The following is a 15292-nucleotide window of genomic DNA, read 5'->3' as shown; positions in this document are numbered from 1 at the left end:
GGAGGCAATACCGTTACAACCACAAAAAGGAGAAACAACAAAATGGCTAAAGCTGGTAAGAAATATCAGGAAGCTGCCAAACTCGTAGAGGCTGGCAAGCTTTACACGGCCGCTGAAGCAATGGAACTCGTCAAGAAGACGGCTACGAAGAAGTTCGATGAGACGATCGAACTGCACGTCCGTCTCGGCGTTGATCCGAAGTATGCTGATCAGCAGGTCCGCGGCGCTATGGTCCTGCCGCATGGCACGGGCAAATCCAAGCGCGTCCTCGTCTTTGCAAAAGGCGAGAAAGTCAAGGAGGCAGAAGCTGCAGGTGCAGACTTCGTTGGCTCCGATGAAATCGTCCAGAAGATCCAGGGTGGCTGGCTCGACTTCGATGTCGCTGTCGCTACGCCGGATATGATGGGTACGGTTGGTCGTCTCGGTAAGATCCTCGGCCCTCGTGGCCTCATGCCGAACCCGAAACTCGGTACGGTAACGATGGATCTCACGAAGGCAATCAGCGAGATTAAAGCAGGTAAAGTCGAATACCGCACCGATAAAGCCGGCAATGTTCATTGCCCGATCGGCAAGGCATCGTTCGACGCTGAGAAGCTTCAGCAGAACTTCCAGGCCCTGATTGATACACTGATCCGCGTAAAACCGGCTGCTGCAAAGGGACAGTACATCCGCTCCGTTACGGTAAGCGCAACGATGGGCCCTGGCATCCCAGTCCAGTTCTAATTTAAGGGTCAGACGAGACTCCGGTCTCCAATCGCATATCGAAGGCTGTAGACAGCAGGTTTGATATTTCATCATCTAACGACGAATTATGTCGCCTGCCGAGGCCGGAGTCACCTAACTTTGAAAATTGTGACCTCCGGCGGACAGCCGGAGGTTTTTTGAATCTGTTTTAAAATCTAAAATGACAGGAGGTGTAATAGAATGGGTGTTACTTCCGCAAAACAGGCTGTCGTAGCTCAGCTCAAGGAGCAGCTCGAGTCCGCTAAGGGCGTCGTTCTTACGAGCTACAAAGGCCTTACGGTTGCACAGGATACGGAACTCCGCCGTGAGCTCCGCGAAGCCGGTGTTTCCTATCACGTTGTAAAGAACACGATGCTCCGCATCGCCGCCAAAGAGGCTGGTATCGAGGGCATCGAAGAGCACCTCGAAGGCACGACGGCTTTCGCATTCTCCAAGGAGGATGCCGTTGCTCCGGCAAAAGTTATCTGCGGCTTCATCAAGAAGAACAAGCTTGAGGATGCTGAGGTACTGACGGTTAAAGTCGGTATGGTTGAAGGCAAAGTCATCGGCGTTGACGAAGTCAAGGCTCTGGCAGCTCTGCCGTCCCGCGAGGAACTCATTGCCAAACTGCTTGGCAGCATGAACGCGCCGATCTCGAATACGGTCAACGTTCTGCAGGGCGTTATCCGCAATGCGGTTTATGTGCTTGACGCAATCCGCGCGCAGAAAGAGTCCGCTTAATTCCATTCAGCAGCAAAAAGCTGCCTGAGGTTTTAAGAAATAAAATAAGAAGAATTCAAATCGAAAATAACAAAACATTGGAGGAAAAATCAAATGACTAAAGAAGAAATCATGGAAGCCATTGAAAACATGACTGTCCTCGAGCTGTCCGAGCTCGTAAAGGCTATGGAAGACAAGTTCGGCGTAAGCGCTGCTGCTCCGGTTGCAGTTGCTGCTGCTGGCGCTGGCGCTGGTGCTGCTGCTGAAGAGAAGACGGAATTCACGGTCGTTCTCTCCGCTATCGGCGACAAGAAGATCAACGTTATCAAGGCTGTCCGTGAAGCTACGGGCCTCGGCCTGAAGGAAGCTAAGGCTCTCGTTGATGGCGCTCCGGCTCCGGTCAAAGAGAACATTGCCAAGGCTGACGCTGAAGCTCTCAAGGCTAAGCTCGAAGAGGCTGGCGCTACGGTTGAGCTGAAGTAATTTCAGTTTTGCTGATACAGGAACCGTCCTTAGGGACGGTTCTTTTTTTGATACTTTACTTGACAGGTGTGAAAACCTATGGTATAGTGTTAAACTACAGGAAATTGAATAGGGATAACTATGTGTCAGCGGAAAGGAACGGAAGCAAGGTGCAAAAATATAAGCAAACCTTGTTTTTTTCTTGTTTTATGATTCCGCGTCTATTTGTGTTGTTTCCCTATCTTTCAAAAAACATTCTAGTAAAATCAGGCTAAGGGGTGAAGGATTTAATGTTTAATCCTGTGCCGGTGGGCAAACGAACCAGGTATAGCTATGCCAGAATCAAAGAGGTCATGGAAATGCCGCATCTGCTGGACATCCAGCGGAACAGTTACAAGTGGTTCCTCGATAAAGGACTGCAGGAAATCTTCCGTGATATCTCACCAATTCAGGATTTCTCCGGAAATCTTGTCTTGTCCTTCGAGAGCTTCTCGCTCGGCGAGCCAAAATATGACCTCGACGAGTGCAAAGAGCGCGATGTGACGCTGGCAGCACCTCTTCGGGTAAATGTCCGCCTTATCAATCGCGAGACAGGTGAAATCAAGGAGCAGGAAGTATTCATGGGCGATTTTCCGCTCATGACGGATACGGGTACGTTCATCATCAATGGTGCAGAACGTGTCATTGTCAGCCAGCTCGTTCGTTCTCCAGGTGCCTATTACGGCGAGGAGATCGACCCGACGGGCAAGCATCTCTACAATGCAACGGTCATTCCAAACCGCGGTGCCTGGATCGAGCTCGAGACGGATGCCAATGACGTCATTTCCGTCCGCATCGACCGCACGCGCAAGATGCCGGTGACGTATTTCATCCGTGCACTCGGTTTTGATACTGATGAGAAAATCCTTGAACTCTTTGGTGACGACCCGCGCATGCTCAATACGATTGAGCGCGATGGCGAAGAAGTCAAGTCGCAGGGCAAGGCCGTTATCGAGATTTACAAGCGCCTGCGTCCGGGCGAGCCGGCCAATGAGGACAATGCTACGCAGCTCCTCAATTCGCTGTTCTTTGACCCGAAACGCTACGACCTCGCTACGGTCGGCCGCTATAAACTCACGAAGAAACTCGGCTGGAAGCGCCGCATTCTCGGCAAGGTTCTCGCTGAGCCAATTGTCGACCACAAAACGGGCGAGATTGTCATTCCGCAGGGCGAAACCGTTACGGAAGACATGCTCGATGCCGTGGACGTTGAGCGCGAGAAGCAGCTCTTTGGCGAAGGCAAGCTCATTACGCTGTACCTCTTAAAGAAAGACGGCACGAAAGTCCGCCTGCTCTGCTCGCCAACGCTTGATATCCATGACCGCACGATCACGAAAAACGATATCATGGCGTCCATCAGCTATCTTTTGAACCTCATGGATGGCTTCGGTTCGACGGATGATATCGACCACCTCGGCAACCGCCGTGTACGCGCCGTCGGCGAACTCCTGCAGAATCAGTTCCGCATCGGCCTTTCGCGCATGGAGCGCGTGGTCCGCGAGCGCATGACGATTCAGGATGTCGATGTCATTACGCCGCAGGCACTCATCAACATTCGTCCGGTCGTCGCAGCGGTTAAGGAATTCTTCGGTTCCTCCCAGCTCTCGCAGTTCATGGACCAGCACAACCCGCTGTCTGAACTTACGCATAAACGCCGTCTGTCGGCCCTTGGCCCTGGCGGTCTTTCCCGTGAGCGCGCAGGCTTCGAAGTCCGCGATGTTCACAACTCCCATTACGGCCGCATGTGCCCGGTTGAGTCCCCAGAAGGCCCGAACATCGGTCTTATCGGTTCGCTCGCCACGTACGCGCGCGTCAACCAGTTCGGTTTTATGGAAACGCCGTACCGCCGCGTCGATAAAGAAAATCACCGCGTGACGGATGAAGTCCGTTATCTGACGGCTGATGAAGAGGATGAGCTCGTCATCGCCCAGGCCAATGAGCCGCTCGATGACAACGAATGGTTTGTCAATGAGCGCGTCACGGCACGTTATAATGAAGAAACGGGTCTGCATGCACGCGAAACGGTTGACTACATGGACGTCAGCCCGCGTCAGGTCTTCTCGATTGCCACGACGATGATCCCATTCCTCGAAAACGATGATGCGAACCGTGCTCTGATGGGTGCAAACATGCAGCGTCAGGCTGTTCCTTTGCTGCGCACGCAGGCTCCGCTCGTCGGTACGGGCATGGAGTACAAGGCAGCCTGCGACTCCGGCGTCATGGTTCTCGCCAAGCATGCCGGTGTTGTCGAGGAAGTCACGGCAGATTACATCAATGTCCGCACGAAAGATGGCGAACTTGACCACTATAAACTGCAGAAATTCCTGCGTTCCAACCAGGGCACCTGCATCAATCAGGTCCCGATTGTCTATAAAGGCGACGAAGTAGAGGAGAAGCAGCCGATTGCTGACGGTCCTGCTACAGACCACGGCGAGCTCGCTCTCGGCTACAATATCATCGTTGCCTACATGCCTTGGGAAGGCTACAACTACGAGGATGCTGTCCTCCTGTCCGAGAACCTTGTCAAGCGTGATATCTACACGTCCATCCATATCGAGGAATACGAATGCGATGCCCGTGATACGAAGCTCGGACCTGAGGAAATCACGCGCGACATTCCGAATGTTGCCGAAGATGCCCTGAAGGACCTCGATGAAGAAGGCATCATCTCGATTGGTGCCGATGTACGTCCTGGCGATATCCTCGTCGGCAAGGTCACGCCGAAAGGCGAGACGGAGCTGACGGCCGAGGAGCGCCTGCTGCGCGCTATCTTTGGCGAGAAGGCCCGCGAAGTCCGCGACACGTCGCTGCGCGTGCCGCATGGCGAGCAGGGCAAGATTGTCGACGTCAAGATCTTCAGCCGCGAGAACAACGATGAGCTGCCGCCGGGCGTCAACCGCCTCGTGCGCGTCTACATCGCTCAGAAGCGTAAGATTTCCGTCGGTGATAAGATGGCAGGCCGTCACGGCAACAAGGGTGTCGTTTCGCGCATTATGCGCCAGGAAGACATGCCGTTCCTGCCGGATGGCACGCCGGTCGATATTGTTCTGAATCCTCTGGGTGTCCCGTCCCGTATGAATATCGGACAGATCCTCGAGGCGCACCTCGGCCGTGCCGTCCTTGAAATCGGCAAACAGATTAAGGAGCACAATCCGACGATTGAGCAGCGCCTGCGTGACCTCGGCTACGATGTCGACCGCCTCGGCATGCCGAAACCGGATGTTGCAGGTCTCCATATCGCTACGCCGGTCTTCGATGGCGCGAGCGACGAAGAAGTATTCGGCACGATCAAGGCTGCCGGCCTGCCGCTCGACGGCAAGACGGTTCTTTACGACGGCCGCACGGGTGAACCGTTCGAGAACCGCGTCATGGTCGGCTGCACGTACTTCCTTAAACTGCATCACCTCGTCGATGATAAAATTCATGCCCGTTCCACGGGCCCGTACTCCCTCGTCACGCAGCAGCCGCTCGGTGGTAAAGCACAGTTCGGCGGCCAGCGCTTCGGCGAAATGGAGGTTTGGGCTCTCGAGGCTTACGGTGCTGCCTACACGCTGCAGGAAATCCTCACGGTCAAGTCCGATGATGTCGTCGGCCGTGTCAAGGCATACGAAGCAATCGTCAAAGGTGAGAATATCCCTGAACCGGGTGTTCCGGAATCCTTCAAGGTCCTCATCAAAGAGCTCCAGTCCATTGGTCTTGATATCAAGGTCCTCAATGAGGATGCCAAGGAAATCACGATCCAGGATGACGATGACGATGATGAGAACATCAACGAAAAGGCAAAGAATCTCGACCTCGATGTAGCAGGTGTTGACCCGTCGAAGGGCGAGGATGCCGCTGCCAAGGCCGATGCCGCTGACCATTACGACGAAGGTGCTCCGTCCGACGATGAGAAGCCGGATGACATCATTGCCGATATCGGCAGCCTCGGTTCGATCGTAGATCCGTCCGAAGATGGAAAAGATGAGAAATAAGAAGGGAGTGTCATCTCTTTGCTGGATGTAAATAATTTTGATTCGATGCGCATCGGGCTTGCTTCGCCGGAGAAAATCCGGGAGTGGTCCTACGGCGAAGTCAAGAAGCCGGAGACCATCAACTACCGCACGCTCAAGCCAGAGCGTGACGGCCTGTTCTGCGAGCGCATTTTCGGACCGACGCGTGACTGGGAATGTCACTGCGGCAAGTACAAGCGCATCCGTTATAAGGGCATCATCTGCGACCGCTGCGGCGTCGAGGTGACGCGGGCGAAAGTCCGCCGTGAGCGCATGGGCCATATCGAGCTCGCTGCTCCGGTCTCCCATATCTGGTATTTCAAAGGCATCCCGAGCCGCATGGGCCTGATTCTTGACATCTCGCCGCGTGCCCTCGAAAAAGTCCTTTACTTTGCCTACTATATTGTCCTTGACCCGGGCGAGACGGACCTCACGAAGAAGAGCCTGCTCTCCGAGAAGGACTACCATGAAGCACTTGAGAAATATGGCAATACGTTCCGCGTCGGCATGGGCGCCGAGGCCATCAAAGAGCTCCTTGAAGAGCTCGACCTCGACCGCATGAGCGAAGTCCTGCGCAAGGAAGTCCGCACGGCTTCCGGCCAGAAGAAAGTCCGTGCCATCCGCCGTCTCGAAGTCGTCGAGGCCTTCCGCAAATCCGGCAACAAGCCGTCGTGGATGATTCTCGACGTTGTGCCGGTCATCCCGCCAGACCTGCGCCCGATGGTACAGCTCGACGGCGGCCGTTTTGCAACGTCCGACCTCAATGACCTCTACCGCCGCGTCATCAACCGCAACAACCGCCTCAAGCGCCTTCTCGACCTCGGTGCGCCGGACATCATCGTGCGCAACGAGAAACGCATGCTGCAGGAAGCTGTCGATGCCCTGATTGATAACGGCCGCCGCGGCCGTCCGGTCACGGGCCCGGGCAACCGTCCGCTGAAATCCCTTTCCGACATGCTGAAGGGCAAACAGGGCCGTTTCCGTCAGAACCTGCTCGGCAAGCGCGTTGACTATTCCGGCCGTTCCGTTATCGTTGTCGGTCCGGAACTCAAGCTGCATCAGTGCGGCCTGCCGAAAGTCATGGCTCTCGAGCTCTTCAAGCCGTTTGTCATGAAGAAGCTCGTTGCTTCGGGTGCTGCCCACAATATCAAGAGCGCGAAGCGCATGGTAGAACGCGCACGCCCAGAAGTCTGGGATGTCCTCGAAGACGTCATCAAGGAGCATCCGGTTCTCTTGAACCGTGCCCCGACGCTGCACCGCCTCGGCATTCAGGCTTTCGAGCCGGTCCTCACTGAGGGCCATGCCCTGAAGCTTCATCCGCTGGCCTGCACGGCTTACAACGCCGACTTCGATGGTGACCAGATGGCTATCCATCTGCCGCTGTCGGCTGAGGCACAGGCTGAGGCCCGCATCCTCATGCTCGCAGCCAACCACATCCTCGCACCGAAAGACGGCAAACCAATCATCGTACCGACACAGGATATGGTGCTCGGTTCCTACTACCTGACGATTCTCAGGCCGGGTGCTAAGGGCGAGGGCATGGTCGTCACGGGCATTGCTGAGGCACTGCTCGCTTATCAGCAGCATGACCTCGAACTGCAGGCATCCCTGCAGTGCCGCATGAAGACGCCGGACGGCGAAACTTCGCTCGTCAAGACGAGCCTCGGCCGCATGATCTTCAACGAGATCCTGCCGCCGGAACTCCGTTACTTCCATAAGGAGGACGATGGCTCGTGGGGCCTCGGCATCCTCATGAAGAAAAAGCAGCTCGGTGCACTCGTTGCCAACTGCTACAACCACTTTGGCGCTACGAAGACGGCAGAAGTCATCGATAACGTCAAGAACCTCGGTTACCATTACGCCTGCATCGCCGGCATGTCCATCGCTATTTCCGATGTCATCGTGCCGCCGCAGAAGGAAACCATCATCAACGATACGCAGAAAGTCGTCAATAAGGTCGAGCGTCAGTATGACCGCGGTCTTATCACGGAAGACGAGCGTTATCATAAGGTCGTTGCTCTGTGGTCGAAAGCCACGGACGATGTCGCTGATGCCATGATGGACAACATGGACGCCTTCAACCCAATCTTCATGATGGCTGACTCCGGTGCCCGCGGTAATAAACAGCAGATGCGTCAGCTCGCCGGCATGCGCGGCCTTATGGCTGACCCGTCCGGTAAGATCATCGACCTGCCAATCACGGCCAACTTCCGTGAAGGCCTCTCGGTATCCGATTACTTCATTTCTTCGCATGGCGCCCGCAAAGGTCTTGCTGATACGGCACTGCGTACGGCTGACTCGGGTTACCTCACACGCCGTCTCGTCGACGTCGCTCAGGATGTCATTGTCCGCGAAGAGGACTGCGATGTCTCGACGCTGAACCTCGTTCAGGACCGCGCACGTCTCGTTCCTTCGACGTTCGATGCTCTTGAGCTCCTCAACGACAGCCTCATGGGCCGTCTGCTCGGCGCTGATGTCATGGATCCGGAGACGAAGGAAGTTCTGTTCCCGAAAGACACGATTCTCGATGAGGAGAAACTCACGACAATCGGTGAGAAGAACGTTCATGAAATCATGGTACGCGGCTCTTCGCTGGCTTCGGAGGCATCGCTTTCCAACGCGATGATTACGGAAGTCATCACTCTCGGCGAGCCGGACGACAAAGAGCGTGAAAAGACGCGCCAGGCTATCTTCCAGGAGATGAACGGCAAGGAAATCACGCATGATGTTGTCAATCCGGATGGCACGGTTGTCCTCGAAGCTGGCACGAAGCTTACGCAGGATGACATCCAGAAGGCCCTTGACAGCGATGCCAAGGAAATCCACATCCGCAACAACAACGTCCGCGGCATTGAAGTCGAAGCCATCAAGGAAGGCGACGGCATCATCGAATCGCTCGCAGAGCGTATCGTCGGCCGTTTCCTCGCTGAAGACATCGATGATCCGGAGACGGGCGAGCGCATTGCTTCCATCAACGATATGGTGGATGAAGACCTCGCAAAACGCATCGAGAAGGTACGCGACCGCGTATCCATCCGCAGCGTCCTGACCTGCAAATCGCAGTTCGGTGTCTGCGTCAAGTGCTATGGCCGTGACCTTGCCAACCAGGCTGAGGTTGAAATCGGCGAGGCTGTCGGTACGATTGCCGCACAGTCCATCGGCGAGCCGGGCACGCAGCTCACCATGCGTACGTTCCACTCCGGCGGTGTTGCCGGTGACGATATCACCCAGGGTCTTCCGCGTGTCGAAGAACTGTTCGAAGCACGCAAACCGAAGCATCATGCCATCATCGCTGAGATCGAAGGCGATGCCGAAGTCGAAGATACGGGCAAGGGCATGCGCAAAGTCACCATCCGTCCGTCGGAAGGTCAGCCGCGCGAATATGCTATCCCGTACGGTGCACGCATGCACGTCAAGCAGGGGATGCACCTCGTCCCTGGCGACAAGCTTACCGAAGGCTCGGTCAACCCGCATGACATCCTGCGCGTCTGCGGTCTGCAGGCTACGCAGCGCTACCTCGTGTACGAAGTACAGAAGGTATACAAATCTCAGGGTGTTGAAATCAACGATAAACACATCGAAGTCATGGTCCGTCAGATGCTTCACAAGGTGAAGATCGAGGAATCCGGCAGCACGGATTTCCTGCCGGGCGAGTACATCGATATCAACGCTTTCGAGGGTGCCAACACGAAGGCTATCGAGGAAGGCGGCGAGCCGGCTGTGGCTAAGCCAATCCTGCTCGGTATCACGAAGGCTTCCCTCGCTACGGATTCCTTCCTGTCGGCTGCATCGTTCCAGGAAACGACTCGTGTCCTGACGGATGCTGCCATCAAGGGCAAGGTAGATCCGCTCATCGGCCTCAAAGAGAATGTCATCATCGGCAAACTCATTCCGGCTGGTACGGGCATGAGCCGTTACCGCAACCTCAAGGTCATCGATAACGACCCGAAACCGGCGGAGGAAGCTCCGGCTGCTGAAGACAGCACGGAAGAGACTCCGGCAGATACGGCAAATGCCTGAGCTGCATCTCTGATAAATGCATAAAAAGAAAACCTTCCCCGCCTGCGGGGAGGGTTTTTGCATTATAGGCAAAACTATGCAAAACCATAGCTTCATATAGTTTGGAGGATATAAATATGGCAGAAACTTGTAATCACGACTGTGGTTCCTGCGGCACGACCTGCGGGCAGGACACGCGCAAGAAGGATTTCCACGAAGCGCCGAATGAACTCAGCACCATCCGTCACGTCATCGCCGTCGTCAGCGGCAAAGGCGGTGTGGGTAAATCCCTCGTCACTGGCCTCATGGCCGTGGCTATGAGCCGCAAGGGCAAGCATACGGGCATCCTCGATGCCGATATCACGGGCCCGTCCATCCCGAAGATGTTCGGCACGAAGGGCGAGGTGCGCGGCAGTCAGGCCGGTGCTTATCCGGTGCGCACGGCCGGCGGCATCGACGTTGTCAGCATGAATCTGCTGCTCGAGAATTCGACGGACCCTGTCGTCTGGCGCGGTCCAATCATCAGCGGCGTCGTCAAGCAGTTCTGGCACGATTTCATCTGGGAAGACATCGACTACATGTTTGTCGACATGCCGCCGGGAACGGGCGATGTGCCTTTGACGGTCATGCAGTCCATCAAGCTCGATGGCATCATCATCGTCACAAGCCCGCAGGAACTCGTTTCCATGATTGTAGAGAAGGCTGTCAAGATGGCTGAGGGCATGAAAGTGCCTATTCTCGGTCTCGTCGAGAACATGAGCTACTTTGAATGCCCGGACTGCGGCAAGCGCCACGAGATTTTCGGCAAGAGCCATATCGAGGAAATCGCGAAATCCTACGGTCTCGATGTGCTCGCCCGCATCCCGATTGAGCCGCAGCTTGCAGCCGAATGCGATGCCGGTCAGATTGAGTCGGTCAAGGATACGCATATGCAGGATGCTGTTCAGAAGCTGCTCGACCGTGAATCTGCCGCGGATAAATGATGTGCGCGCCATTCCTTTGGTGAACAGTGGAAAAGACCATGGAAGGCCCGCGAAAATGTCGAGTAATCCTGAAAACCTGCTTCACGGCTGATGTCAGTGACGGTCTTTTTCGTACGCAGCAGGTCGCGGGCATAGAGCAGGCGCTTGCTGCGTATGTAGGCGTGCAGGCTGTAGCCTGTATCGGCTTTGAACTTCTTCATGAGATAATAGCGGCTGAGGAAAACCTTGCCCGCGAGTGTCTCGATGGAGAGGTCTTCTGACAGGTGTTCATTGATGTACGTGAGGACCTGCTGGATTTTCTCATCATAAGAAACACTGCCGAGCGTCTCAAGCTCATGGTCTTCGATGCTGCGGTTCAGCAGAATCAAAAATTCAATAAAGAGAATCTCTGTGTACAGCCCATTGGCGAAACCTTCGCCATGGGCTGTTTTTTCGAGCTTGTCCATGTGAAACAGCAGGTCATGGCTGCGGTTCGGCAGCTGATGCATGACGCTGCCTTCTGCTTTGGCCGTGCGAAAGCATTGGGCGAGGTCTGCCTGCTTACACCAGCGCTGCAAAAATTCCGGCGCGACGTAAATGACGATGCGCTCGTAAGGGGCTTTGTCATCAAGGAAGACGGGCCGGTGAATCTCGCCGGCCGAAACGAAGATGATGTCGTTTGGCTGCAGATGGTAGAGTTTGCCTTCAATGATGTAATCGACATGGCCGCCGAGGAACAGGATGACCTTGTGGAAATCGTGGTAATGGAACGGTATGGGGCGCAGCTGCCTGTCGCGCAGATGAAAGACGCGGAAATTGCTGATGAGGTAGCCTTTTTTCGGATAATTCTTCATGATTTTCCCTCCTTGCTCTATCATAGAACACTTTTTGCAATATATAAAGCATATTTTGTGATTTTATTGCAAATACGTGCCTGCTATAATAGAGACATCGTAAGAAAGCAGAGAAGAAAGGGTGACCGGTATGATGATCGTTCGGATCTATAAAGCAAATGGGAAAGAATATATGGTAATGGATGGTACAACGGGCTTCATGCCGGGCGCAGGAGCAATCCGCCTGCTCACGCACCGCCGCTATGGCGTTGGTGCCGACCGCGTGCTCGTCTTCACGGGCAGCGAGGAAATCCCGTCCTTCAAGGCCTTTACGCCTGAAGGCGAGGAAGAAGAGATGCAGGCCGCGGATTATGCCGTGCTGGCAAAGGTCAAAGAGGATTTTGAGGTCCATCTGACCAACCATTTTGTCGGCAGGATGCGTCTTGCCGATGCACAGGAGCACAGAGCTGCTGCCGCCTGCTGAAACATATGACGATGCAGAGAGAGAAAACCTGCCAGTGGGCAGGTTCTTTTTTTATATATTCTTTGACTTTTTGTTGTTTATGGTGTATATTATTATCTGTACGTTAGCACTCGAAGATGATGAGTGCTAACATCAGAACGATAACAATACATTTCATATAAGAAAGGCAGATTCACATGGCAAAAGAGAAACATGAATTCCAAGCGGAGACAAAGCAGCTTCTCGATTTGATGATTCATTCCATTTATACGAATCATGAGATTTTCCTGCGCGAGCTCATCTCCAACGCTTCGGATGCAATCGACAAGGCTCATTTTGAGAGCCTGACGAACCGCGCTATCCTCGAAGGGGACGAGTCCTTTGAGATTTTCCTGACGCCGGACAAGGAGAACCACACGCTGACGATTGCCGATAACGGCATTGGCATGACGCGCGATGAACTCATCGAGAACATCGGCACCATCGCTAAATCCGGCACGAAGGCCTTCCTCGAACAGCTCAAGAAGGCCAAAGAGGAGAACAAAGACCTCACGGACAAGGAAATGATCGGTCAGTTCGGTGTCGGCTTCTATTCGGCGTTCATGGTCGCGGAGAAAGTCACGATTGTGACGCGCAAGGCCGGCGAGAAACAGGCCTGGAAGTGGGAGTCGAATGCTGATGGCTCTTACACGATTGAAGAGGCTGAGCGCGATAAACGCGGTACGGCCATCACGCTGACGCTCAAGAAGGAGTTCTATGGCAAGGATGCTGAGCAGGACTTCACGGACAATTATGAGCTTGAACGCCTCGTCAAGAAGTACAGCGACTACGTCCGCTACCCAATCAAGATGGACTTTGAGTTTGAGGAAACGCCGAAGGACAAGGACGGCAAGGAAATCGAGGGTGCTGACAAGATCAAGAAAGTCGAGACGCGCACGCTCAACTCCATGCAGCCGCTCTGGACGAAGAACAAGTCGGACATCAAGAAGGAAGAGTACAACGAGTTCTTCAAGCATCAGTTCCATGAGTGGGAGGACCCGATGGAAGTCTTCCATACGAAGGCCGAAGGTACGGTCGAGTACACGGCGCTCTTGGCCATCCCGGCCCATGCCCCGTACAACCTCTATCAGACGGACTACGAGCCGGGCCTGCAGCTCTATAGCCGCCATGTCTTCATCATGGATAAGTGCAAGGATTTGCTGCCGGACTATCTGCGCTTCATGAAGGGCCTTGTCGATTCGCCGGACCTCTCGCTCAACATCTCGCGTGAACTTCTGCAGCAGAGCCGTGAACTTAAGCTGATTGGCCGCGCCCTTGAGAAGAACATCCTGAAGACACTCGCGCGCAAGCTCAAGAATGACCGCGAATGGTACGAGAAGTTCTGGAATGAGTACGGCAAATCCCTGAAAATCGGTGTCTATAACAGCATCTACAGCGGTTCGTCGGATACGGTGGACAAGCTCAAGGACCTGCTGCTTTTCATGAGCTCGAAGGAAGACAAGCTCGTCACGCTCAAGGAATATGTCGAGCGCATGCCGGAGAGCCAGAAGAAGATTTACTATGCAACGGCCAAGGATAAAGAGACCATCGAGCACCTGCCGCAGATGGAGACGCTGCGCGATAAGGGCATTGAGGTCCTGTATCTCCTCGACCCTGTGGATGAGTTCGCCATCGAGACGATTCATCAGTATGAGGAGAAGCCGTTCCATTCCATCAGCCGCGGCGACCTTGGCCTCGACGATGCCGAGAGCCAGGAAGTCAAGAAGGAAACCGAGGAAATCCAGAAGGACAACAGCGACCTCATGAAGGACATCAAAGCAGCCCTCGGCGATAAGGTAGAGGATGTCAAGGTTTCCTCACGCCTCAAATCGAGTGCTGTCTGCCTTGTAGCTGACGAAGCCGGCCCGTCGCTCTCGATGGAGCAGACGTTCTCGCAGATGAAGAATCCGCTGTTCAAGGCAAAACGCATCCTCGAAATCAACCCGCATCATGAGCTGTTCAGCCGTCTCAAGGAGCTGCACGAAGCGGGCAAGGACAGCCAGGAGTTCAAAGATTACTGCGACCTTCTCTACACGCAGGCTCTGCTGATTGAGGGCATTCTGCCGGAGAATCCGGTCGATTTTGCCAATAAAGTAGCGAAACTGATGGCCAAATAAGATAAGTTGGATAAATGAACAGAGATATAGAGAATACGTTTACTCTATATCTCTGTTTTTTTTACGATTCTATGATATTTGTCACTACAATTTAGAAAACATAAAAAAAATAAAAAATCCTAGAAATGGTCTTGCTTTTTATTATTCAATAGCGTATAATACAGAATGTAAGCAAAAGAAAACGTTTGCTACTACCTAAGTAAATGACAACAAGGCATAACCGAGAACTTATCATTACCATTTTCTTCCAGCTGCCGTCGTTGTCTTTTAAGGCAGATAAAACGAAAACGTTTACACTTTGAAAGGGGAAATCGAAAATGAAAGAGAATCTCGTCATCACGATCAGCCGTCAGTATGGTGCGGGTGGCCGTGAGCTCGCGGGCATTCTGGCCAAGAAGCTGAATGTCAAGCTCTACGACCGTCAGCTTGTCCATCTGGCCGCAGCCAAGCTCGGCATCCATGACCTCAGTGAGGATGAACTCCTCGAGATGGAGAACACGGTAAAGCCGCTCTCGCTGAGCTTCATCCCGTTCCATTCGTTCGGTACGCACATGGGCGAATCGAGTCAGGGCATGTTCATGAGCGAGTCGGCTGTCATCCGCAAAATCGCAGAAGATGGTTCGTGCATCTTCCTCGGCCGCTGCGCAGACTATGCTCTTCGCAACAACGACAACCATTTCGACATCTTCGTCTGCGCTGACGACGAATACCGCGAGCAGCGCGGCAAGACGGTTTACGAAGGCAAGAGCCTCAAAGAGCTCAATCAGGAGAACGCAAAGCGTGCCCGTTACTACAACTATTACACGGGCCAGACTTGGGGTGACGGCGCGAACTACGACCTCGTCGTCAACACGGGCAAGGGCGCTTCGCTCGATGCAATCGCCGATGGCATCATCGCCTACATCAACACCGTCAAGGCTTGATAACGAATAGGGGATAAATT

10 protein-coding genes are annotated in these 15292 nt (G+C 54.1%); 9 read left to right on the top strand and 1 reads right to left on the bottom strand.

Annotation, left to right across the window (positions count from 1 at the left end; genetic code table 11):
• Positions 1–42 precede the first annotated feature (42 nt).
• The 6 genes from rplA (at position 43) to ACI4OH_RS04090 (ending at position 10918) form a co-directional block, all read left to right on the top strand.
• Positions 43–723 (top strand): 50S ribosomal protein L1, encoded by a 681-nt coding sequence (gene rplA / locus ACI4OH_RS04115; RefSeq protein ID WP_295716132.1) that lies wholly within the window; start codon positions 43–45, stop codon positions 721–723.
• 201 nt (positions 724–924) lie between these two features.
• Positions 925–1464 carry a 50S ribosomal protein L10 gene (gene rplJ / locus ACI4OH_RS04110; RefSeq protein ID WP_295634379.1) on the top strand — a complete coding sequence of 180 codons (540 nt, stop codon included), beginning with the start codon at positions 925–927 and terminating at the stop codon, positions 1462–1464.
• Positions 1465–1557: 93 nt separating this feature from the next.
• Positions 1558–1926, top strand: coding sequence for a 50S ribosomal protein L7/L12 (rplL, locus tag ACI4OH_RS04105; RefSeq protein ID WP_432646931.1), 369 nt, complete (start codon positions 1558–1560; stop codon positions 1924–1926).
• Positions 1927–2195: 269 nt separating this feature from the next.
• The gene (rpoB, locus tag ACI4OH_RS04100; protein ID WP_439784246.1) at positions 2196–5918 is read left to right on the top strand and encodes a DNA-directed RNA polymerase subunit beta; all 3723 of its coding nucleotides are present in this window, start codon (positions 2196–2198) and stop codon (positions 5916–5918) included.
• Between the two features lie 18 nt (positions 5919–5936).
• Entirely contained in the window at positions 5937–9956 is a 4020-nt protein-coding gene (gene rpoC / locus ACI4OH_RS04095; protein ID WP_439784230.1) for a DNA-directed RNA polymerase subunit beta', read from the top strand.
• 116 nt (positions 9957–10072) lie between these two features.
• A complete protein-coding gene (locus ACI4OH_RS04090; protein ID WP_435721283.1) occupies positions 10073–10918 on the top strand; it encodes a P-loop NTPase in 846 nt (281 codons plus the stop codon).
• Here ACI4OH_RS04090 and ACI4OH_RS04085 read toward each other — a convergent pair.
• Positions 10879–11751: a helix-turn-helix domain-containing protein gene (locus ACI4OH_RS04085; protein ID WP_435721284.1), complete on the bottom strand. Its 873-nt coding sequence runs from the start codon at positions 11749–11751 to the stop codon at positions 10879–10881. The two genes, ACI4OH_RS04090 and ACI4OH_RS04085, sit on opposite strands and share 40 nt — an antisense overlap.
• A 172-nt stretch (positions 11752–11923) precedes the next feature.
• Between ACI4OH_RS04085 and ACI4OH_RS04080 the strand changes: the two genes are divergently transcribed.
• From ACI4OH_RS04080 to ACI4OH_RS04070, 3 genes are all read left to right on the top strand, one after another.
• Positions 11924–12214: a diaminopimelate epimerase gene (locus tag ACI4OH_RS04080; RefSeq protein ID WP_302609953.1), complete on the top strand. Its 291-nt coding sequence runs from the start codon at positions 11924–11926 to the stop codon at positions 12212–12214.
• A gap of 176 nt (positions 12215–12390) precedes the next feature.
• Positions 12391–14349 carry a molecular chaperone HtpG gene (gene htpG, locus ACI4OH_RS04075; RefSeq protein ID WP_295716142.1) on the top strand — a complete coding sequence of 653 codons (1959 nt, stop codon included), beginning with the start codon at positions 12391–12393 and terminating at the stop codon, positions 14347–14349.
• A gap of 317 nt (positions 14350–14666) precedes the next feature.
• Positions 14667–15272, top strand: coding sequence for a cytidylate kinase-like family protein (locus ACI4OH_RS04070; protein ID WP_439784229.1), 606 nt, complete (start codon positions 14667–14669; stop codon positions 15270–15272).
• Positions 15273–15292 lie beyond the last annotated feature (20 nt).

Source organism: Mitsuokella apri (assembly GCF_051886055.1).
Lineage (GTDB): Bacteria > Bacillota > Negativicutes > Selenomonadales > Selenomonadaceae > Mitsuokella.
Note: the sequence above shows the minus strand (reverse complement) of the source record. Positions and strands in the feature narration are given on the sequence as shown.

Coding starts and splice junctions, on each gene's coding strand:
- ACI4OH_RS04090 (WP_435721283.1), top strand. CDS start 10,073: ATGGCAGAAACTTGTAATCACGACTGTGGTTCCTGCGGCACGACCTGC.
- ACI4OH_RS04080 (WP_302609953.1), top strand. CDS start 11,924: ATGGTAATGGATGGTACAACGGGCTTCATGCCGGGCGCAGGAGCAATC.
- rplA (WP_295716132.1), top strand. CDS start 43: ATGGCTAAAGCTGGTAAGAAATATCAGGAAGCTGCCAAACTCGTAGAG.
- rplJ (WP_295634379.1), top strand. CDS start 925: ATGGGTGTTACTTCCGCAAAACAGGCTGTCGTAGCTCAGCTCAAGGAG.
- ACI4OH_RS04085 (WP_435721284.1), bottom strand. CDS start 11,751: ATGAAGAATTATCCGAAAAAAGGCTACCTCATCAGCAATTTCCGCGTC.
- htpG (WP_295716142.1), top strand. CDS start 12,391: ATGGCAAAAGAGAAACATGAATTCCAAGCGGAGACAAAGCAGCTTCTC.
- rpoB (WP_439784246.1), top strand. CDS start 2,196: ATGTTTAATCCTGTGCCGGTGGGCAAACGAACCAGGTATAGCTATGCC.
- ACI4OH_RS04070 (WP_439784229.1), top strand. CDS start 14,667: ATGAAAGAGAATCTCGTCATCACGATCAGCCGTCAGTATGGTGCGGGT.
- rplL (WP_432646931.1), top strand. CDS start 1,558: ATGACTAAAGAAGAAATCATGGAAGCCATTGAAAACATGACTGTCCTC.